The 20,112-nt window shown below is 72.4% G+C and carries 16 protein-coding genes and 1 pseudogene; 10 read left to right on the top strand and 7 right to left on the bottom strand.

Annotated elements, in window-relative coordinates:
• Nucleotides 1-107: 107 nt before the first annotated feature.
• The 4 genes and pseudogenes from OHT01_RS26680 to leuA form a co-directional block, all read right to left on the bottom strand.
• A pseudogene (locus OHT01_RS26680) lies at nucleotides 108-1,283 on the bottom strand (sensor histidine kinase); the annotation flags it as partial.
• Nucleotides 1,284-1,485: 202 nt separating this feature from the next.
• Nucleotides 1,486-3,585, bottom strand: coding sequence for an MMPL family transporter (locus OHT01_RS26675; RefSeq protein WP_328555646.1), 2,100 nt, complete (start codon nucleotides 3,583-3,585; stop codon nucleotides 1,486-1,488).
• 255 nt (nucleotides 3,586-3,840) lie between these two features.
• Complete coding sequence (locus OHT01_RS26670; RefSeq protein ID WP_328555645.1) at nucleotides 3,841-4,536, bottom strand: tellurite resistance TerB family protein; 696 nt, start codon at nucleotides 4,534-4,536, stop codon at nucleotides 3,841-3,843.
• Nucleotides 4,537-4,721: 185 nt separating this feature from the next.
• Complete coding sequence (gene leuA, locus OHT01_RS26665) at nucleotides 4,722-6,473, bottom strand: 2-isopropylmalate synthase (RefSeq protein WP_328555644.1); 1,752 nt, start codon at nucleotides 6,471-6,473, stop codon at nucleotides 4,722-4,724.
• A gap of 320 nt (nucleotides 6,474-6,793) precedes the next feature.
• Between leuA and OHT01_RS26660 the strand changes: the two genes are divergently transcribed.
• The 5 genes from OHT01_RS26660 (at nucleotide 6,794) to OHT01_RS26640 (ending at nucleotide 11,805) form a co-directional block, all read left to right on the top strand.
• Nucleotides 6,794-7,858, top strand: coding sequence for a M4 family metallopeptidase (locus tag OHT01_RS26660; RefSeq protein ID WP_328555643.1), 1,065 nt, complete (start codon nucleotides 6,794-6,796; stop codon nucleotides 7,856-7,858).
• Between the two features lie 84 nt (nucleotides 7,859-7,942).
• Nucleotides 7,943-8,209: a protealysin inhibitor emfourin gene (locus OHT01_RS26655; RefSeq protein ID WP_328555642.1), complete on the top strand. Its 267-nt coding sequence runs from the start codon at nucleotides 7,943-7,945 to the stop codon at nucleotides 8,207-8,209.
• A 99-nt stretch (nucleotides 8,210-8,308) separates the two neighbouring features.
• The gene (locus tag OHT01_RS26650) at nucleotides 8,309-9,613 is read left to right on the top strand and encodes a GH1 family beta-glucosidase (protein WP_328555641.1); all 1,305 of its coding nucleotides are present in this window, start codon (nucleotides 8,309-8,311) and stop codon (nucleotides 9,611-9,613) included.
• Nucleotides 9,610-10,875 carry an MFS transporter gene (locus OHT01_RS26645; protein ID WP_328555640.1) on the top strand — a complete coding sequence of 422 codons (1,266 nt, stop codon included), beginning with the start codon at nucleotides 9,610-9,612 and terminating at the stop codon, nucleotides 10,873-10,875. Before OHT01_RS26650 ends, OHT01_RS26645 begins: the two co-directional genes overlap by 4 nt.
• Before the next feature lie 87 nt (nucleotides 10,876-10,962).
• The gene (locus OHT01_RS26640; RefSeq protein ID WP_328555639.1) at nucleotides 10,963-11,805 is read left to right on the top strand and encodes a GNAT family N-acetyltransferase; all 843 of its coding nucleotides are present in this window, start codon (nucleotides 10,963-10,965) and stop codon (nucleotides 11,803-11,805) included.
• A 132-nt stretch (nucleotides 11,806-11,937) separates the two neighbouring features.
• Here OHT01_RS26640 and OHT01_RS26635 read toward each other — a convergent pair whose 3' ends face one another.
• On the bottom strand, nucleotides 11,938-12,816 hold the full coding sequence (locus tag OHT01_RS26635; RefSeq protein WP_328555638.1) for an NAD-dependent epimerase/dehydratase family protein: 879 nt from the start codon (nucleotides 12,814-12,816) through the stop codon (nucleotides 11,938-11,940).
• 119 nt (nucleotides 12,817-12,935) lie between these two features.
• Between OHT01_RS26635 and OHT01_RS26630 the strand changes: the two genes are divergently transcribed.
• The 4 genes from OHT01_RS26630 to OHT01_RS26615 all read left to right on the top strand — a co-directional run bounded on the left by OHT01_RS26630 (nucleotide 12,936) and on the right by OHT01_RS26615 (nucleotide 17,333).
• On the top strand, nucleotides 12,936-13,778 hold the full coding sequence (locus tag OHT01_RS26630; RefSeq protein WP_328555637.1) for a helix-turn-helix transcriptional regulator: 843 nt from the start codon (nucleotides 12,936-12,938) through the stop codon (nucleotides 13,776-13,778).
• Between the two features lie 312 nt (nucleotides 13,779-14,090).
• A complete protein-coding gene (locus OHT01_RS26625) occupies nucleotides 14,091-14,567 on the top strand; it encodes a hypothetical protein (RefSeq protein ID WP_328555636.1) in 477 nt (158 codons plus the stop codon).
• A gap of 312 nt (nucleotides 14,568-14,879) precedes the next feature.
• Nucleotides 14,880-16,208, top strand: a complete 1,329-nt coding sequence (locus OHT01_RS26620; RefSeq protein ID WP_328555635.1) for a beta-xylosidase — start codon at nucleotides 14,880-14,882, stop codon at nucleotides 16,206-16,208.
• A gap of 99 nt (nucleotides 16,209-16,307) precedes the next feature.
• Nucleotides 16,308-17,333 carry a WxL protein peptidoglycan domain-containing protein gene (locus OHT01_RS26615; RefSeq protein WP_328555634.1) on the top strand — a complete coding sequence of 342 codons (1,026 nt, stop codon included), beginning with the start codon at nucleotides 16,308-16,310 and terminating at the stop codon, nucleotides 17,331-17,333.
• On the opposite strand, the gene OHT01_RS26610 is transcribed toward OHT01_RS26615, so the two are convergent.
• On the bottom strand, nucleotides 17,227-17,565 hold the full coding sequence (locus tag OHT01_RS26610) for a P-II family nitrogen regulator (RefSeq protein WP_328555633.1): 339 nt from the start codon (nucleotides 17,563-17,565) through the stop codon (nucleotides 17,227-17,229). The genes OHT01_RS26615 and OHT01_RS26610 overlap by 107 nt on opposite strands.
• Entirely contained in the window at nucleotides 17,562-18,869 is a 1,308-nt protein-coding gene (locus OHT01_RS26605; RefSeq protein ID WP_328555632.1) for an ammonium transporter, read from the bottom strand. The genes OHT01_RS26610 and OHT01_RS26605 overlap by 4 nt, the downstream gene beginning before the upstream one ends.
• Nucleotides 18,870-19,115: 246 nt before the next feature.
• On the opposite strand from OHT01_RS26605, the gene era reads away from it, so the two are divergent.
• The gene (era, locus tag OHT01_RS26600) at nucleotides 19,116-20,081 is read left to right on the top strand and encodes a GTPase Era (RefSeq protein ID WP_261702641.1); all 966 of its coding nucleotides are present in this window, start codon (nucleotides 19,116-19,118) and stop codon (nucleotides 20,079-20,081) included.
• The last annotated feature ends 31 nt before the right edge of the window (nucleotides 20,082-20,112 follow it).

The following is a 20,112-nucleotide window of genomic DNA, read 5'->3' as shown; positions in this document are numbered from 1 at the left end:
TCGCACCCGGGGCCACCGGCGGAAACCCGTACGCCCTCGAAGCCGCCCGGCGCCGTGAGCCGGACCGAGCCGTCCGCTGCCGGCCTCTGTTCCGGCAGCGCGGTACCCAGGGGCAGCACCGCCACCACCGCGAATCCGCCCTCGTCCCGCGTCCCGGTCGCCAGCGTGCCGCCCACACTGCGGGCCCGCTCCCGCATCCCGACCAGGCCGAAGCCGGGCGGGCCGCCCGCGTCGCCGATGCCGTCGTCGGTGACCGTCACGCGCAGCGCCCAGCCGTCCGTGTTCAGGTCCACGCGGACGCTCACCCCGGGGCCCGCGTGCCGTACCGCGTTGGTCAGCGCCTCCTGGACGATGCGGTAGGCGGCGGCCCCCACTGCGGAGGGAACGCCGTCCGCCCCCGGCACGGCCGCCGACTCCACCTCGGCGCCCGCCGAACGGGCCGCCGCCACCAGATCGGGTACCCCGTCGAGGCCGGGCAGCGGCCCCCGCCCGTCGCCGCCGCCGTTCTCGGAGTCGCGCAGCACCTCCAGAGTGGTCCGCAGTTCGCCGCGCGCGCTCCGGCAGGTCTCGGAGATGTCGTCGAGGGCCTTGGCGACGGCCGTACGGTCGAGGCGGTCGGGGTCCGCGGCCAGCACGTGCGCGGCGACGGAGGTCTGCACGCCGATCAGGGTGATGCTGTGGGCGAGCAGATCGTGCAGGTCACGGGCGATGCGCAGACGTTCCTCGGCGACCCGTCGACGGGCCTCCTCCTCACGGGTGCGTTCGGCGCGCTCGGCGCGTTCGACGACCGAGGCGAAGTACTGCCCGTGCACCCGGGCGCACACACCGAGCACGATGAACGAGACGATCCAGCCGGTGACGCGCAGCGCCTGGGTGCCCTCGGTGGTGCCCTGCGCGAACTTGACCGCGAGCATGATCCCGATGACGCCGCTGCCGATGACCAGGGAGCGCAGCGGGCCCCCGGTGGCGGCGACCGTGAACAGCGCGGTCATCGAGACGAGCTGCGGCGCGTTGTGGTTGAAGTCGAGTGCGTGGTACGGGGCGACGCAGGCGACGAGCGCGAGGAACGCGGCGAGCGGGGCGCGCCGCCGGAAGATCGACGCGAGGTGCGCGCCGATCAGCAGGGACCAGCCGAGCGCGTCCGGTCGCCGGCCGTCGGTGTGCACGGTGAGTGCCACCGTGATGTCGAGGATCAGCAGTACGCCGGCGAGCAGCGCGTCCTGGCGCAGGATCCGCGCCGGGTCGGCGTTCCCCCGCTGTCCGGGGCCGTTGAGGTGCAGCACGCGTCTGACGTCCACCGCTTCGTCCTCCGTGAGAGGCGCCCCTCCGGGAGAGGGGCGCCCGATGTCCGTTGTGTGAGGGCCGGCCGGGCCGCGGCGGGCGGGGGCCGGCCGTGGCCCGGCATCCAGTGTGCGGGGTCACCGGGCCCGGCCGCCCCCACCGGCCGGTCCGACGCGGACGCCCGGGCTCCGGGCGCCCGGTGGCTCAGGCGACCGCGACGGGCTCCTGTTGCCCGGCCACCGCCTCGGCGTCCGGCTCGCGGGAGAGGCCGCCCGGCCACCACACCTTCCGTCCCAGGGCCACGCTCGCGCTGGTCACCAGGTACGTACGGACGAGGAACGTGTCGAGCAGCACACCGACCGAGATGACGAAGCCGAGCTGGACGAGCTGGAGGAGGCCCATGTTCGTGAGCACCGCGAAGGTGGCCGCGAGGACGAGGCCGGCCGAGGCGATCACCCCTCCCGTGGTGCGCAGCGCGGTGAGCGCGGCGGCGGCCGGTTCGGCACCGGAGAGGGACTCCTCCCGCATCCGGTGCATGAGGAAGATCCCGTAGTCGACACCCAGGGCGACCAGGAACACGAAGGACAGCAGGCCGAGGCCGGGATCGGTGCCCTCGAACCCGAGCAGCGGGCCGAAGACGAGGCCGCCGATGCCGAGCGCCGCTCCCCACACCGCGATCACGGCGGCGACGAGCATCAGCGGGGCGACGAGCGACCGCAGCAGCAGGACCAGGATCAGCAGCACCGAGACGAGGACGATCGGTACGACGACGAGCCGGTCGCGGGCGTCGGTGTCCTGGAGGTCGATCTGCTGGGCGCTCGGTCCACCGACGTACGATCCGCGGAGGTCCGCCCGCAGGGCCTCGATCGTGGCGGTCTCGGCCGCCGACTGCGGGGCGCCGCGCGCGATGACGGAGATCTCCGTCCAGCCGCCCGCGCCGCTGCGTCCGCGCTCGGCGCTCGCCACCCCGGCGTGACCGCGCACCGCGGCCAGTGTCGTGTCCGCCCGCCCGGTCGGGGTGATCACGGTGATCGGCTGGGTGCCCCGCCCCGGGTAGGCGCGGGCCAGCGTCTCCATCGCGGCGACCGAGTCGGGCCGGTGGGCGAAGGAGTCCTGCTGCTTGAGCGGGCCGGGCAGGTTCAGGGTGCCGAGGGCGAGCGCCCCGAGCAGGACGGCTCCGCTCGCCAGGACGACGAGCGGCCGGCGGCCGGCGGAGGTCCCCATCGCGGCGAACAGGCTCCGCCGCCGCTTGGGCTCGCTGCCGAAGGCGGGGACGAGCGGCCAGAACACCCGCCGCCCGAGCAGGACGAGCACGGCGGGCAGCAGGGTCAGCATGGCGAGGAGGGCGCAGAGCACGCCGACGGTGCCCGTCGGGCCCATGCCACGGCTGCTGTTGAGGTCGGCGGCGAGCAGGCAGAGCAGTCCGGCGGCGACGGTTCCGGAGGAGGCGAGGACGGCGGGCCCGCAGCCGCGCAGGGCCTCCTTCATGGCGTCGTAGGGCCGTTCCACGCGCCGCAGTTCCTCCCGGTAGCGGGAGATGATCAGCAGCGCGTAGTCGGTGCCGGCGCCGAAGACGAGGATCGTCATCACGCCCGTGCTCTGGCCGGAGACGCTGGTGCCGAACGCCTGGTGCAGGCCGTAGGTGACGCCCATCGACAGGTAGTCGGCGACGCCCGCGACGGCGAGCGGGACGAGCCACAGCAGCGGGCTGCGGTAGATGAGGATCAGCAGCACGGCGACGACGGCGACGGTGGTGTAGAGCAGCGGTCCGCCGAGCGAGTCGTAGACCTCGCCGGCGTCGGTGGCCAGGGCGCCGGGCCCGCCGACGAGGACGCTCATCCCGTCCGTCCCCCGGGCGGCCTCGCGTACGTCGTTCACGAACGCGTCGCGCTTCTTCTCGTCGGTGCCGGGCGCGTTGCTGGAGACCGCGTACATCAGGGTGCTGCCGTCGGGGGACGGCACGGCCTCCGGGGTGCCGGTGAGCGGGTTCGCCCGGGTGATCGCGGCGACCTGGCGGGACGCCGTGGCCCGGTCGGCGGAGCGCAGGCCGCCGTCGCGGTGGTAGACGAGCACCAGCTCGGTGGCCGACCCGCCGGGCAGCCGGTCCTCGATCTTCGCGACCCGGGTGGAGTCGGCGCCGGAGGGCAGATAGTCGACGGCCCGGTCGTGCTGCACCCCCGACAGTTCCGCCGCGAACGGCCCGACGACGGCGAGCAGCCCGATCCACAGCGCGAGCAGCAGCCAGGGCACGGCCGTCCGTCGCCGTGGGCCCCTGCTCGTCTTTCCGGCCTTCTCGGGCCCCATGGCGGGGTCCTCCCCTTCTCGCGGAATGTCTGGACAGGCTCCAGACTCCCGGCACGGCGGATGGCATACGTCGCGCGGAAGGGCGAGTTCGGGGGTACTGCTAGGGGTGGCGCGGGGGCCGGACTACTCCCTGGGGAGTACCGGCGGGAGCGGGACGGGCAGGACGGCGTCGGCGTCGGCGTCGGCGTCGGCGCCCTCGCCAGGAGGCAAGGACGTGACGACGGCGTCAGCGCCTCGCCTGGAGGCGGGGCGGGCCTACGACGGCGTCCGCGCCGTGGCCAGGAGGCGGGTCACGTCGTCCGAGCAGATCGTCAGGGCCGCGCCCACGGTGGCGAGGACGTCGCGTTCGGCGGGGGTGTACGGGCCGTCGGCGAGGGCGATGCGGGCGCCCTGGAGCAGGATCGCCTCGCGGCCCGTCGGGGCGAGGTGCGGGGCCAGCGGGTCCAGGGCCTCGTGGAGCTCTATGGCCAGGCTCGCTCCGCAGGGCTCGCCGAAGAAGCGGCCCGTGTCGGCGGCGAGGGCCTCGACGAGGGCGCCGAGCTGGTCCTCCGTGCAGTCGTCGAAACCGGCCGAGCGCACGGCCGCGGCGGCGGTCTCCAGGGACGCACGGGCGCAGCCGCCGCCCGCCGCGAGGACCGCGAGGGCGACGGTGTGGACGGCGTCGCGGAGCATCGCGGAGAAGCGGGTGGTGGTGGGGTGGTCGAGGACGTCGGCGCCGTAGTGGTGCCGACAGGCGGCGCATTCGACGACGGGTCCCGTCTCGCCTCCCGGGAGAACGGGAACACCCAGAAGAGTGAAGCGGCGTCGGCCCGTGAGCCGCTGGTAGTTGCGGTCGCCGCCGCAGCCGGGGCAGAAGAACTCCCCGTCGCCGACGGTGCTCCACGCGGTACGGGTGCCCAGGACACGGGGAACCTGAACTGCACGACCGTTTCGTCCCCATCCTGGCAGCACGTCGCACACCTCCGTAATGCCACGGCAACATCGCCGTGCTGGCGTGATGTTAGCCACATTGTTGAGGTGTAGTCAGTACCTAGGACGAGACCTGCTCGTGACCTGCACAGGGATTGGCCGGGACACGACACGGCCCCGCCCGCCTGAAAAGGCGGACGGGGCCGGAAAGAGCCAGGTGAACGCGGTCAGCGGGCCGCGCGGTTGACGGCGGAGACGACGGCCTTCAGTGAGGCGCGTGTCGTATTCGCGTCGATGCCGATTCCCCACAGGACCTTGTCGCCGATCGCGCACTCGATGTACGACGCGGCCTGCGCGGAGGCGCCCTCGCTCATCGTGTGCTCCTGGTAGTCGAGCAGGCGCACGTCGACGCCGATGGACTGCAGGGCGTCGAAGAACGCGGAGATCGGGCCGTTGCCGGTGCCGCTCAGGACGGTGTCCGCGCCGTCGACCGTGGCCTCGACGGTCAGCGTGTCCACGCCGTCCTTGTCCGTGGTGGACTGGCCGGTCCTGACCTGGATACGGCCCCACGGGTTGCCGGGGTTGGGCAGGTACTCGTCCTGGAAGGTCGCCCAGATGTCCTTCGGGGTGACCTCGCCGCCCTCGGCGTCCGTCTTCTGCTGGATGATCTTCGAGAACTCGATCTGCATCCGGCGCGGCAGGTCCAGCTTGTGGTCGTTCTTCAGGACGTACGCGATACCGCCCTTGCCCGACTGCGAGTTGACCCGGATGACGGCCTCGTAGGAGCGGCCGACGTCCTTCGGGTCGATGGGCAGGTACGGGACGGCCCACTCGATGTCGTCGACCGTGACGCCCTTGGCGGCCGCCTCGGCCTCCATCGCGTCGAAGCCCTTCTTGATGGCGTCCTGGTGGGAGCCGGAGAAGGACGTGTAGACCAGGTCGCCCACGTACGGGTGGCGCGCGTGGACCTCCATCTGGTTGCAGTACTCCCACGTACGGCGGATCTCGTCGATGTGGGAGAAGTCGATCTGCGGGTCGACGCCCTGCGAGAACAGGTTCATGCCCAGGGTGACCAGGTCGACGTTGCCGGTGCGCTCGCCCTGGCCGAACAGGCAGCCCTCGACGCGGTCGGCGCCGGCCATCAGCGCCAGCTCGGCGGCGGCGACGGCGGTGCCGCGGTCGTTGTGGGGGTGGATCGACAGGCAGACGTACTCGCGGCGGGACAGGTGGCGGCCCATCCACTCGAAGCGGTCCGCGTGCGTGGAGGGGGTCGAACGCTCCACCGTGGCGGGCAGGTTGAGGATGATCTCGCGGCCCGGACCGGGCTGCCAGACGTCCATGACCGCCTCGCAGACCTCCAGGGCGAAGTCCAGTTCGGTGTCGGTGAAGATCTCGGGGCTGTACTGGTACCCGAACTCGGTCTCGGGGCCCAGCAGTTTCTCCGCGTACTCGACGACCAGGCGGGTGCCGTCGACGGCGATCTGCTTGATGTCGTCCTTGGAGCCGCGGAAGACGACCCGGCGGAAGACCGGGGCGGTGGCGTTGTACAGGTGCACGTTGGCGCGCCTGGCGCCCTTCAGCGACTCGACGGTCCGCTCGATCAGGTCCTCGCGGGCCTGGGTCAGTACGGAGATCGTGACGTCGTCCGGGATCGCGGTCCCGTCCTCGATGATCGAGCGGACGAAGTCGAAGTCCGTCTGGCCCGACGCCGGGAAGCCGACCTCGATCTCCTTGTAGCCCATCTTCACCAGCAGGTCGAACATCTCGCGCTTGCGAGCGGGCGACATGGGGTCGATCAGGGCCTGGTTGCCGTCGCGCAGGTCGGTGGAGAGCCAGCGGGGGGCGACCGTGATCCGGTTGTTCGGCCAGTCGCGGTCGGCGATGTCGACCTGGTCGTACTGGCCGTACTTGTGGACCGGCATCGACGTGGGACGCTGACGGTTGGCGCGGGTCTGCTCGCTGCTGTGGCTGTTCGCCATGATGCGTGGGCTCCTCAGGATGTCCGAAAGGACGGCCGACGGCGCAACGCCAGACTCCGCGGGGAGGGGGTCGGCCTCGACTACAGGCCCTCGCCGCGGCAGCTAAGGAGAAGCAGCCCGAAACGCATGATGCTCCGCAGCCTAGCGGAGCCTCGCTCCGTACGGAGGGCTGTATCAGTATGCGGGATCGCACCCCCCAAAAGGTACAAAAAGTGCGCCATACCACTTCCGGGCGGAATCCCCGGCTCCTTATCGCCGCATTTCACCAATCATGGTTGCACGTAGTGACATACAGATCACTCAGTGCAAGGGTGCCGGGCATGACGACCAACGGGGGCTTCGAGCCCGTCCACTGCACCATCGTGCCGCCCCACATCCTCGACAAGCTCTCCCAGCACGAGGACCCGGCGCTCTCCGGTCCCGCGCGCCAGACCCTGGAGCGCGACGCGTACGAGCGCACCCACCGGCGGCTGACCACCGTCATCGGCGCGCCTGCCGTGCCCGCGGGCACCGACGAGCGCACACCGCACCGCACGATCTACGACGCCCGTCATCGCCAGGACCTGCCCGGCAGGAAGGTCCGCGGCGAGGGCGACAAGCCGGGCAAGGACGCCACGGTCAACCGCGCGTACGCGGGCCTGGGCGCGACCTTCGAGCTCTATCTGAACGCCTACGGCCGCACCTCGATCAACGGCGAGGGCCTGCCGCTCGACGCCACCGTGCACTTCGACACGAACTACAACAACGCCTTCTGGAACGGCGAGCAGATGGTGTTCGGCGACGGTGACGGCGAGATCTTCCTCGACTTCACCATTCCGGTCGACGTCATCGGCCACGAGCTGACCCACGGCGTCACCCAGTACACGGCGAACCTCACCTACTTCGGCCAGCCGGGCGCCCTGAACGAGTCCATGTCGGACGTCTTCGGCTCGCTGATCAAGCAGTACGCGCTCGGCCAGACCGCCGCCGAGGCCGACTGGCTGATCGGCGCGGGCCTGCTCGCCCCGCGGGTCACCGGCACCGCCCTGCGCTCCATGAAGGAACCGGGCACGGCGTACGACGACCACGTCCTCGGGAAGGACCCTCAGCCCGGGACGATGGACGGCTACGTCAGCACCGGCCGCGACAACGGCGGCGTGCACATCAACTCCGGCATCCCGAACCACGCCTTCTACCTCGTCGCCCAGGCGCTCGGCGGCCACGCGTGGGAGCGGGCCGGACAGATCTGGTACGACGTCCTCACCGGCGGGGAGCTGCCGCAGCAGGCCCTCTTCTCGGACTTCGCGCGGCTCACGCTGGCCGCGGCGCGGACCCGGTACAACGAGGGGGAGGAACTGCTGGCCGTGACGAAGGCCTGGGAACAGGTCGGCGTCCCGTCCACGTAGACCGACCGGGTCCGGCGCTCCGGACCCGCAACCCGCGGCCCGGAGGCATGGCCCCGGACACCCGACTCGTACTAGACAGGACCCATGCGTATCGAGGTACGGCGCACGGGCGGATTCGCGGGCATCGAGCGCCGTGCCGAGGTGGACACCTCGGCACGGCCCGACGCCCCCGAGTGGCACGCCCTGGCGGAACGGGCGCTCGCCGCCGGCCGGGGCTCTCCCCCGGTCGGCGTCCCGGACGGCTTCGGCTACCGGATCACCGTGGACGGGAGGACGGTCTACGCCGCCGACCCGAGACTCACGGAGGACCAGCGCGAGCTGATCTCACGGGTGCTCAAGGAGGGCGCCTGAACCCGGCGCACCGGACGGGCCCGGGAACGAGGAGGCCGGGAGACCACAGGTTGCCGCCGAACCGTTGACTTCCCTTACCGCCGGTACAGATGATCGCGCATGGCGACCAACCCCCTCCCGCAGTTCCCGTCCGGCTTCCTCTGGGGCGTGTCCACCTCGGCCCACCAGATCGAGGGGGCCGTGGCCGAACGCGCCCCCTCGGTCTGGGACGCCTTCAGCGCCGGGCCCGGACACATCAAGGACGGCTCCACGGCGGCGGTGGCCTGCGACCACTTCCACCGCTACCCCGAGGACGTGGCCCTCCTCGCCGGCCTCGGGGTGGACGCGTACCGCTTCTCCGTCTCCTGGCCCCGGGTGAACTCCCCCGGCGGCCTCGACTTCTACGACCGGCTGGTCGACGCCCTGTGCGAGGCGGGCGTCCGGCCCGTACCGACCCTCTTCCACTGGGACCTGCCGGCGGAGCTGGACTGGCTGGACCGGGACACCGCCGAGCGGTTCGCCGAGTACACCTCGGTCGTCGCCGGACGCCTCGGCGACCGCGTCAAGAAGTGGATCACCCTCAACGAGCCCGCCGAGCACACCCTGCTGGGCCACGCCCTCGGCGCGCACGCCCCCGGCAAGCAGCTCCTGTTCGACGCGCTGCCGGTGGCCCACCACCAGCTCCTCGCCCACGGTCTCGCCGTACGGGCGCTGCGCGCGGCCGACGCCGGCGACATCGGGATCGCCAACTCGCACGGCCCGACCTGGGCGGCCTCGGACCGTGCCGAGGACGTGGAGGCGGCCGACTTCTACGACCTGCTGCTCAACCGCCTCTTCGCCGATCCCGTCCTGCTCGGCCGGTACCCGGAAGGCATCGGCGAGTTGATGCCCGGCGACGTCGAGGCGGACCTGAAGATCATCGGTGAGCCGGTCGACTGGTACGGGATCAACTACTACCAGCCGACGAAGGTGGGCGCTCCCGAGGGCGCGGAGATCGAGTTCAGCGGACTCACGCTGCCCGCCGAACTGCCCTTCACCGTCAAGGAACTGGAGGGCTACCCGATCACCGACTTCGGCTGGCCGGTGGTGCCCGAGGGACTCACCGAGCTGCTCACCGGCTTCCGCGAGCGCTACGGGGACCGGCTCCCGCCCGTCGTCATCACCGAGAACGGCTGCAGTTACGACGGCATCGACGACCAGGAGCGGATCGCCTTCCTGGACGGCCATGTCCGGGCGCTGCACCGGGCGTTGGAGCAGGGCGTCGACGTACGCGGCTACTTCGTCTGGTCGCTGATGGACAACTTCGAGTGGGCGGAGGGGTACGCGCGCCGCTTCGGTCTCGTGCACGTCGACTTCGACACCCTGGAACGGACCCCGAAGGCGTCGTACAACTGGCTGCGGGACGCCCTGCGGGCGCAGAGATGACCGCGGCCGACCACCCGGTCATACCCGTGGCCGCCCTCGCCGAGCCCGTCGAACGGGTCGGCCGGGGCTGGACCTCCGCGCTCTCGCTCGCCAACGGCGCGATCTGGGTGGGCTGGTACGGCCCGCTGCAGATCCTGCTCGCCTCCCAGGCGGAGGACTTCGCGCCCGGCACCGGCATGTCCAAGGAGGCGATGCTGGCCTGGGTGACGGGTGCGGGCGCGGTCGTCTCGCTGATCGCCAACCCGCTGTTCGGCGCGCTGTCGGACCGTACGACCGCGCGCCGGGGCCGCCGTACGCCGTGGATCGTGGGCGGGGCGGCGGGCGGGGCGCTGTCCCTGCTGCTTCTCGCGGGAGCGGGCGGCGTGTGGACGATGGCCGCGGGCTGGTGCCTGGTCCAGCTCACCCTGAACGCCGCGTTCGCCGCGGTCACCGCGGCCGTCCCCGACCGGGTGCCGCGGCTGCAACGGGGTTCCGTGGGCGGCTGGCTGGGCGCGGCGCAGATCCTCGGTGTGGTCGGCGGCACGGGACTCGCGACGGTGGCCGGGGGCACCGGCGGCGGGTACGCGGCGTGCGCGGTGTTCACCCTGGTGGGCGTCCTGCCGTACGTGCTCCGCCACCCGGACCTGCGCCTGCCGGAGTCGGCCAGGCCGCCCTGGTCCGGGCGCGCGTTCCTCGCCTCCTTCCGGCTGAGCCCCCGCGAGCACCCCGACCTGGCGTGGGCCTGGCTGACCCGCTTCCTGATCAACCTCAGCAACGCCCTGGTGCTGCTGTACCTGCTCTACTACCTGCGCGACCGGCTGCACTACGGCGACCCCGAGCAGGGTGTCCTGATCCTCACGGCGGTGAACGGGGTCACGCTGCTCGCCACCGTCGTGGTGGGCGGGGTGTGGTCGGACCGGCTGGGCCGGCGCAAGCCGTTCGTGATCTGGTCCGGCGTCCTGATGGCGGTGGCCACGGCGGTGCTGGCCGGCTGGCAGACCTGGCCCGGCGCGATCGCCGCCGCGGCCGTCCTCGGCATCGGCTTCGGCGTCTTCACCTCCGTCGACTTCGCCCTGATGACCGACGTCCTGCCGAAGGCCCTCGACCGCGGCAAGGACCTCGGCGTCATCAACATCGCCAACGCCCTCCCCCAGGTCGCGGCCCCCGTACTGGCGGCCCCGATCGTGACGTACCTGGGCGGCTACCGGGTCCTGTACCTGGTCGCTGCGGTGATCGGTCTCGCGGGGGCGGTGCTGGTGGGGCGGATCAAGGGGGTGGACTGACGGGTGGATCGAGGGAGTCGTCGAGGGGCCGGCGGAGGCGGTCCGAAATCGGGTGACTCCGGTGCGACGGTCGTCTTGGATGACGCCATGACCGCCACTTCCCCCTCCCTCGGCTCGTCCCCGAACCCGTCGCTCGGCCGACTGGAGCGGTACTACGACGCGGTGCCGCGTGCCGCCGCACGGGCCGAGGACTTCGGCCCGCTCACCCTCTTCGTCCGGGAGTCCCCGGGCTGGCCGTACTACGCGCGCCCCGCGCGGGACTGGACGGGCCCGGCCGCGACCGCCGAGGACGTCGACCGGGTGCGGGCGAGGCAGCGCGAGCTCGGGGTGCCGGAGGCGTTCGAGTGGGTGGCCGAGGTGACGCCCGCCCTGCGGGAGGCCGCCGAGGCGTCGGGACTGCGGGTGCACACCCACCCGCTGATGGTCCGGGACGGCGACGGTCCGGACGTCGCCCTCCCGGGCCCGCACCCGCTGGTCCGCGTGCTCGGCCCCGACGACCCGTCCCTGGCCGGTGCGCTGGCGGTCCCGCACGTGGCGTTCGCGGCGCCCGGTACGGCCGTCGGCGCGGCGGGGTCCGCCGAACTGGCCGCCGAGACCGCTGCCCGGGCCGGTGATCTGCCCGCCGCGGCGGAGCGCGTCCGCGTGGGCCGCACGGTGGTGTCGGCGGCCGTCGAGGACGGCGTGGTCCTCTGTTCCGGGATGCATGTGCCGGTCGGCCGGGTGAGCGAGATCACGGGTGTCGGTACGCTGCCCGCCGCGCGCCGTCGCGGTCTGGCCCTCGCGGTGACCGCCGCCCTGGTGGCCGACGCCGGGACGCGCGGCGTCGAGACGGTGTTCCTGTCCGCCGGTGACGACGACGTGGCCCGGATCTACGCCCGGCTCGGCTTCCGGCGCGTGGCCACGGCCCTGATCGCCGAGCCGGGCGACTGACCGGACCGGCCGCCCGTGACCGTCCCTCCGGGCCGGGCGATCCGGGTGACCCCGCCGGACCGAGCGGTCCCCGCGATCTCGGCGCGGCCGAGCGCCCCGGGCAGCCCCGCCGGGCCCGACCGAACGGTCCGGTCACAGTGCCCCGGCGTCCCTGGCCGTCCACACGGACGGGTACACCGGGCGGAAGCCCAGGTCGTGGCGGATGCGGGCGGTGGAGACGACGCCGTTCCAGGGGTCCGGGTCGGTGCGCTCGTACAGGGCACCGGGGACCTCGGCACCGTTGAGCCGGTGGAGGTCGAGGGCCGTGACGGGGGCGTCGTCGGCGATGTTGTAGATCCGGCCGCCGCCCACGCCGGGGGCGTACAGCAGGCGGTGCAGGCCCTGGGCGACGTCGGCGTGGTGGACCATCTGGAGCCGTTGGCCGGCGGCCCAGTGCGCGGCCCACCGCAGCGACGCCGAGAGATGCGGGTCGCCCTCCCCGTAGACGAAGGCGAGGCGGCCGATCCGGACGTCCAGGTCGCCCTCCAGGGCCAGCAGGCCGCGTTCCGCCTCCGCCTTGGACGCCGGGTAGGCACCCCACATCTCGCCGCCGGGCCTGCTCGGGTCGTCCTCGGTCAGCGGGCGGCCCCGGCCGGTCCCGTACACCAGAGTGGTGCTGACCTGCACGAACCGGCGTACCCCGGAGGAGACCGCGGCGCGGCCCAGCTCCAGCGCGGCGTCGCGGTTGACCGACCAGGCCTCGTCGTCCGGTACGCCCCGGAAGGCGGCCGCGATGTTCACCACCGCGTCGACGCCCGCGAGCGCCTTGCCGAGCGCCTCGGCGTCGCGCAGGTCCCCGACGGCGATCTCCGCCCCCAGGCCGGTCGGACCGGTGAGTGCGGCGAGGGCCGTCGCCCCGGACTCGTCACGGACCAGGACCCGTACCCGGTCGCCGGGGGGTGCCTGCTGCAGAAGGCGGGGCACGAAGCGGCGTCCGACCTCGCCGGTGGTCCCGGTCACCAGTGTCAGCATGTTCTGCTCCTCTCGTCGGCCTCCACCGTCCCCCCGCGCCCGGCGGGGCGGGAGAGCCCCGCTGATCCAGGGACCGGCAGTGCCTGGATAAGTCCGGCGGCCTGCGCCACGCTGGAGAGGTGAACCGAGCCGAACTCGCCGACTTCCTGCGCCGCGGCCGGGCCCGTCTGGAGCCCTCCGACGTGGGGCTCCCTGCCGGTTCCCGCCGCCGCACCCCGGGCCTGCGCCGCGAGGAGGTGGCGGCGCTCACGGGCATGTCCGTCGACTACTACACCCGGCTCGAACAGTCGCGCGGACCGCACCCGTCCCGCCAGATGCTGAGCGCGCTCGCGCGGGCGCTGCGGCTCACCGGCGACGAGCGCGACCACCTGTTCCACCTGGTGGGCGAGGAGCCGCCGCGGGCCGGGAGCGCCTCCCCGCACGTGCGCCCCGGGCTGCTGCTGATCCTCGACCGGCTGAACGACGCACCGGCACAGGTCATGACCGACTACGGCGAGGTCCTCGCGCAGAACGCGATGGCGTCCGCGCTGACCGGTGAGGCGGCCCCCGGGCGCAATGTCGTACGACGGTTCTTCACCGACCCGCGCTCCCGCACCCTCTTCCCGCCCGAGGACCGCCCCGAGCACGCCCGCTCCCACGTCGCCAATCTGCGCGCGGTCACCGCGGCCCGCCCCGCCGACCCGGCCCCCGCCGCCCTGGTGGCCGAACTCCGCTCCGCCAGCGAGGAGTTCGCGACCCTCTGGGAGTCCCACGAGGTCGCGGTGCGGCGCTCCGCCACGAAGCGCTTCCTGCACCCCGCGGTGGGTCTGCTGGAACTCGACTGCGAGTTCCTCCTCAGCTCCGGCGACAACCAGCTCCTCGTCGTCCACACGGCGCGCCCCGGCACCGAGGCTCACGAGCGGCTCCAACTGCTGCGCGTGGTGGGCCTGCAGAACCTCGCTCCGGCGGCCGGACCGCGGTGACCTCCCGGGCGCGGCCCGGACCGGGCTCGTGCCAGGGCCAACTTCGGCCACTTTCCCCAACCGTTGAAGGAAAGGGTCCGCTTCCCTTGCAATCGTGAGACACCCGCGCCTCAATGGAACCGCACATTCCGACGGACCGTCAGATACGCCTCCGCACGGCGTCCCGCACCCCACCCGCGGACGGTCCGCGTACACGTCTCCCCGCACCCTCACCGAGCACAGAGGTGAGCAGCCCGTGTGCCCGGACCAGGGCGGACGGCCCCGTCCCGACCATCCCCACATGGCAATTCCCCCACAAGGGAAGGGAATCCGATGAGAGGCAAGCGACTCTGTACCGTCGCGGCGTTAGCCGCCGGCACCCTGGCCGCGACCGGTCTGGCCTTCGCGCCGGCCGCCGCGGCCGTCACTCCCCAGACGGCCACCATCAACGCGACCTGCACCCTCGGTGGCGGCGGTGCGGCCACCCTCACGGCCACCCAGGACGGCACGGCCGCGACCATCACCCTCAGCTCCACCACCATCACGTCCCCGCTCCCCCTCGCCGAGAACTCGGTCACCTCCACGCTGACCCTGGTGAACGCGAGCGGCGGGACCACCGCCTTCAGCGGCAAGAAGAACCCCGCGATCGCCGCGGGCGGCGGAGTCTCGGTGGGCCCCCTGGACGGCACCGTCGCCTCCGGCGACAGCCTGGAGACCTACGGTGGCTCCCTGAAGATGGTGGTCTTCGGCATCACCATCACCTGCACGACGGACGCGCCGCAGTCCCCGGGCCCGTTCGTCTTCGACTGACCCACCGCGCGACGACGTGACGAGAGCCGGTGCCGCCGCGCGCAGCGGCACCGGCTCTCCCGTGGCTCCCCGGCCGACTCCTCGGCGCAACTCCCCCGCCCCCGGCCCGGGTCGGCGATCAGGTCGGCGATCAGGTCGGCGATCAGGTCGGCGATCAGGTCGGCGATCAGGTCGATGACCATGACAGAAACTGATGGCCCATCAGTCACTGCGCCGGGACTCCATTGACTTCTCACACAACCAGCACATCAATGGCCCCCTGTCGGCGCAGAAGAGCCGCTGCGCCCGCATCCCTCAGGAGGGGGCACAACCATGTCAACCACGGGTCCGACAACCCGAAGACGCCGCCTCGCGGCACTGCTCGGGGCGGCCGCCCTCGCGCTCACCGCGGGAGGTGCGCTGGCCGCCCCGGCCGGAGCCGCTCCCACGAACGTGGACTTCGCCACACACTGCATCCCGCCGGCGATCGCGGGCCTCCCCCCGATCGACGGCACCACCACCGCGAAGATCACGGTGGACAACGCCAGCCCCAAGGTCGGCGACACGGTCACCGTGACCTACACGGTGGTCACGCCCGCCGCGAGCAACCCCACCGACCTCGCCCTGCCGGCCGACATCATGACGCCGACCGGCAAGGTCACCGTCGGCGGTGCGCAGACGGGCAGCGTCACGGTCGCGGGGCCGAAGAAGAACGACCCGGTGCCGGGGCGAGGCGCCTTCCCGTCGTTCTCCATGACCGGCACGTTCACGGTCACCGCTCCCGGCGCGATCACCCTCTCGCCCGGCGACTACAACATCCACACCAGCTACATCCTGGAGCTGGACACCCCGTGCACGGTCACCAACCCGCCCGCTCCGGTGTCCGAGACGGTCACCGCGACGGGCGGCGGACAGACCAACACCCGGGCCATCCAGCTCGGTTCGGCCTCCGGTAACCCCGGTGACAGCGTGACCGTCACCGGCAGCGACTTCACCCCGGGCGCCAGCGTCACCCTCGCCGGACGGTCGGGGGCCACCCAGACCGCCGACACGGCGACCGTGACCGCGAACGCCGAGGGCTCCTTCAGCGGCTCGCTCGTCGTCAACGACAAGACGACGACCGGCGTGGTCGCGTACGAGGGAGGAAGCTGGAACGCGGACACCGGCGCGGGTCCCGCCGCGTATGTCGTCGTCGACAACACACCCGTCCCGGACGGCAGTCAGAAGCTCACCACCACGGTGAGGGCGGGAACGCTGTCGATGACCCAGGCCGGGGACGCCGTCGCACTGTCGGCGGTCGACTTCGGCAAGGGCGGTGCCTCCACGGGCGCCCTGCAGACGGTGACGGTCAAGGACTTCCGCGGCGGACCCGCGGGCTGGTCCCTGACCGGCAAGGTCACCGACTTCACCGGCCCCGGCGCGAAGATCGACGCCGGCGCCCTGAGCTGGACCCCGGCCTGCGCCACCAAGGCTGGCAGCCCGAGCACCTGCCAGTCCGGCTCGTCCGGCACGGTGGGCACCTCGGGAGCGACGCTGGCGTCAACCCCCAACGGGACGCTCACCGGTGGTGAGTTCACCGTCGACGCCGGACTGTCGCTGAACGTACCGGAGTTCACGCCCCCCGGCTCCTACTCCGGCGTGCTCACGCTGACGCTCAGCTGACCGGTCCGCCACTCGACCGGTCCGTCCGCACCCCGGTGGCCGGGCGCGCACCCGCCCGTCCACCTCGTCCGCCCATGCCGTCCGCGGGGGTCCGCACCCATGCGCAAGCCGTACGCCCTCCTCCTGAGCCTGCTCCCTGCCCTGCTGGCCTTCTCGGCCTTGTGGGCCACGCCCTCGTACGCGGCCGACAACGGCAGCTGGTCGGTCTACCCGGTCTCCTCGCGCATCGCCGCACGGCCGTACTTCTACCTCTCCGCCGACCCCGGACAGACCCTGCGGGACAAGGTCACGGTCGCCAACAAGACCAGCGGTCCGCTGACGTTCCGGCTGTACGCGGCGGACGCCTACAACACCGCGCGCGACGGCGGATTCGCCGTGCGCACACTGAAGGAGAAGCAACGCGGGGTGGGGGCGTGGGCCCGGCCGGCCCGCTCCCGGATCACGGTGCCCGCCCACGGCAGGATCACCGTGCCGTTCACACTCCACGTCCCGGAGCGGGCCGAACCCGGCGACCATCCGGGCGCGCTGGTGGCGCTCGACGAACGGATCGAGACGGGCTCGGGCTCCCTGTCGGTCGGGGTACAGCGGGCGGTCGCCGCCCGGGTCTATCTCCGGGTCGGCGGGCCGACGGTTCCCGCCCTCGCCGTGGAGAAGGTCGGCCTCACCCACCACCAGCCGCTGATCCCGGGCACGGGCGCCTCGGGGACGACCGTCTCGTACACCCTGCACAACACGGGGAACGTGACGCTGAACCCGAAGGTGCGCCTGAAGGCCGAGGGCCTCTTCGGGCGGACCCTGCTGTCCCGCGACCTCACGGGCATCCCCTCGGAGCTGCTCCCGGGCCAGCGGGTCCGGCTCACCGCGCCCTGGCACGGCGCGCCCCAACTCGACTGGGGCGATGTGACGTTGACGGCCAGCGCGCCCGGGACCCGGGAGTCGGCGAGCGCGTCGTTCCTCGCGCTGCCGTGGCTGGTGGCCGTGCTGGCGGGAGCCGCGGCCGCCGCGGTGGTGGTGACGATCAGAGTGCGTCGGGCCCGCGTTCACCCGTCCGTACCCGTACGACTGTCTCCACGGGCACGGACCACACCTTTCCGTCCCCGATCTTCCCGGTCTGCGCGGCCTTGACCACCGCGTCGATGACCGCGTCGGCCTCGGCGTCCTCCACGACGACCTCGATCCGGACCTTGGGGACCAGGTCGACGCGGTACTCGGCGCCGCGGTACACCTCGGTGTGCCCGCGCTGACGCCCGTAGCCGCTGGCCTCGGTGACGGTCAGCCCGTGCACGCCGAGCTCCTGAAGGGCCGCCTTGACCTCGTCGAGGCGGTGGGGCTTGATGATCGCGGTGATGAGCTTCATGCCTGGGACTTGGCCTTCTGAGCGGTGGTGAGGGACGACGACACCGGGGCGCCGTGGCCCAGGACCCCGTGATCGTAGGCGCTCTCGGCGTGCACCGTAAGGTCCAGGCCGGTCTGCTCGTGCTCCTCGTCCGCGCGCAGGCCGATCAGCCGGTCGAGCAGCCTGCCGATGCCGTACGTGGCGGCGAACGCGTAGGTCCCGACGGCCAGCACCCCGACCAGTTGCCGGCCGAGCTGGCCGAGCCCGCCGCCGTACAGCAGGCCCTCGACCCCGCCCGTCATCCCGTGGACGGCGAAGACCCCGATGAGCAGCGTGCCGATGACACCGCCGACCAGGTGGACGCCGACGACGTCCAGCGAGTCGTCGTAGTTCAGCTTGAACTTCCAGCTCACGGCGTACGAGCAGACGACACCGGCGGCCAGCCCGACGGCGAGCGCGCCCAGCAGGGACACCGACCCGCAGGACGGGGTGACGGCCACCAGACCGGCGACCGCGCCGGAGGCGGCGCCCAGCGTGGTGGGGTGGCCGTCGCGGCGCTGCTCGACGAGGAGCCAGCCGAGCAGGCCCGTGCAGCCGGCGGTGAGGGTGTTGAGGAAGGCCGCGGCGGCCAGACCGTTGGCGCCGAGGGCGGACCCGGCGTTGAAGCCGAACCAGCCGAACCAGAGGAGACCGGCGCCGAGCATGACCATGGGGAGGTTGTGCGGGCGCATGGCGTCCTTCTTGAAGCCGAGCCGCGGCCCGAGGACCAGGCACAGCGCGAGCCCGGAGGCACCCGAGGTGATCTCGACCGGCATACCGCCCGCGAAGTCGAGCGCGCCGAGACCGTCGCGGATCCAGCCGCCCGGACCCCACACCCAGTGCGCGACGGGAACGTATACGAGCAGCGCCCAGACGGGCACGAAGACGAGCCAGGCACCGAACTTCGCCCGGTCGGCGACCGCCCCGCTGACCAGCGCGGCGGTGATGATCGCGAAGGTGAGCTGGAAGGTGGCGAAGAGCAGGGTGGGGACACCGCCCCGCACGCTGTCCGGCCCGAGCCCGGCCATCCCCGCGTGCCGGAGCCCGCCGATGAGCCCGCCGAACGTGTCGGGGCCGAACACCAGGGAGTACCCGGCGGCCAGCCACACCACCGTGACCAGGGCGATCGACACGAAGCTCATCATCAGCATGTTGAGCACGCTCTTCGCCCGGACCATGCCGCCGTAGAACAGGGCGAGGCCGGGCGTCATCAGGAGGACGAGCGCGGTGGCGGCGAGCAGCCAGGCTGTGTCGCCGGTGTCGATCCGGGCAGCGGCCAGAGTCACGGTCTCTCCAACGGGGTGGGGGCGTCGTCAGAGCGTCACGGGCGCGCATTTCCGGTTGCGCACACCCGCGTTTCCGCCGTGTTTCATTGCGCCGGGATTTCCGGATCCTCACGGATGAGGTGTCCGGAACACGGCGTCGGACCGCCCGGCGGGCGAGTGCCGCGCACCCCTGTGCGGAGGGGCCGGAACGCCCGCTTCACGGGTATCGAACAGCTTGGTACGGCGGGCGCCCGACGATCAGGGAGAATGGGCGCCATGAGCGTTCGCAACCAGTCATCCGAGCCGTCCGAGGCAGTGGGGAACCACCGCGCCGGCTTCGCCTGTTTCGTGGGCCGCCCCAACGCGGGCAAGTCCACCCTCACGAACGCTCTGGTCGGCCAGAAGGTGGCGATCACCGCGAACCAGCCGCAGACCACGCGGCACACCGTTCGGGGCATCGTGCACCGGCCCGACGCGCAGCTGATCCTCGTCGACACCCCCGGCCTGCACAAACCGCGCACCCTGCTGGGCGAGCGGCTCAACGACATCGTGCGCACCACCTGGGCCGAGGTCGACGTGATCGGCTTCTGCCTGCCCGCGAACGAGAAGCTCGGCCCGGGTGACCGTTTCATCGCGAAGGAACTGGCGTCGATCAAGAAGACGCCGAAGATCGCGATCGTCACGAAGACCGACCTCGTCGACAGCAAGACGCTCGCCGAGCAGCTCATCGCGATCGACCAGCTCGGCCGGGAGCTCGGGTTCGAGTGGGCGGAGATCGTCCCGGTGTCGGCGGTGGGCGACTCGCAGGTGGGTCTGCTGGCCGATCTGATCGTCCCGCTGCTGCCGGAGGGGCCCGCCCTGTACCCCGAGGGCGACCTGACGGACGAGCCGGAGCAGGTCATGATCGCGGAGCTGATCCGTGAGGCCGCCCTGGAGGGTGTCCGCGACGAGCTTCCGCACTCCATCGCCGTCGTGGTCGAGGAGATGCTGCCCCGTGAGGACCGCCCGGCCGACAAGCCGCTGCTCGACATCCACGCCTTCGTCTACATCGAGCGTCCCAGCCAGAAGGGCATCATCATCGGCCCCAAGGGCAAGCGTCTGAAGGACGTCGGCATCAAGTCCCGCAAGCAGATCGAGGCGCTGCTCGGCACGCCGGTCTTCCTCGACCTCCATGTGAAGGTCGCCAAGGACTGGCAGCGCGACCCGCGGCAGCTGCGCAAGCTCGGCTTCTGAGCGGTCTCGGCCCCTGAAGGCACGACGGACG

The organism is Streptomyces sp. NBC_00358 (assembly GCF_036099295.1).
Classification (GTDB): domain Bacteria; phylum Actinomycetota; class Actinomycetes; order Streptomycetales; family Streptomycetaceae; genus Streptomyces.
The sequence above is the reverse complement of the archived record's forward strand: the minus strand, read 5'-3'. Positions and strand labels throughout refer to the sequence as shown.

Coding starts and splice junctions, on each gene's coding strand:
- OHT01_RS26675 (WP_328555646.1), bottom strand. CDS start 3,585: ATGGGGCCCGAGAAGGCCGGAAAGACGAGCAGGGGCCCACGGCGACGG.
- leuA (WP_328555644.1), bottom strand. CDS start 6,473: ATGGCGAACAGCCACAGCAGCGAGCAGACCCGCGCCAACCGTCAGCGT.
- OHT01_RS26660 (WP_328555643.1), top strand. CDS start 6,794: ATGACGACCAACGGGGGCTTCGAGCCCGTCCACTGCACCATCGTGCCG.
- OHT01_RS26655 (WP_328555642.1), top strand. CDS start 7,943: ATGCGTATCGAGGTACGGCGCACGGGCGGATTCGCGGGCATCGAGCGC.
- OHT01_RS26650 (WP_328555641.1), top strand. CDS start 8,309: ATGGCGACCAACCCCCTCCCGCAGTTCCCGTCCGGCTTCCTCTGGGGC.
- OHT01_RS26645 (WP_328555640.1), top strand. CDS start 9,610: ATGACCGCGGCCGACCACCCGGTCATACCCGTGGCCGCCCTCGCCGAG.
- OHT01_RS26640 (WP_328555639.1), top strand. CDS start 10,963: ATGACCGCCACTTCCCCCTCCCTCGGCTCGTCCCCGAACCCGTCGCTC.
- OHT01_RS26635 (WP_328555638.1), bottom strand. CDS start 12,816: ATGCTGACACTGGTGACCGGGACCACCGGCGAGGTCGGACGCCGCTTC.
- OHT01_RS26625 (WP_328555636.1), top strand. CDS start 14,091: ATGAGAGGCAAGCGACTCTGTACCGTCGCGGCGTTAGCCGCCGGCACC.
- OHT01_RS26620 (WP_328555635.1), top strand. CDS start 14,880: ATGTCAACCACGGGTCCGACAACCCGAAGACGCCGCCTCGCGGCACTG.
- OHT01_RS26615 (WP_328555634.1), top strand. CDS start 16,308: ATGCGCAAGCCGTACGCCCTCCTCCTGAGCCTGCTCCCTGCCCTGCTG.
- OHT01_RS26610 (WP_328555633.1), bottom strand. CDS start 17,565: ATGAAGCTCATCACCGCGATCATCAAGCCCCACCGCCTCGACGAGGTC.
- era (WP_261702641.1), top strand. CDS start 19,116: ATGGGCGCCATGAGCGTTCGCAACCAGTCATCCGAGCCGTCCGAGGCA.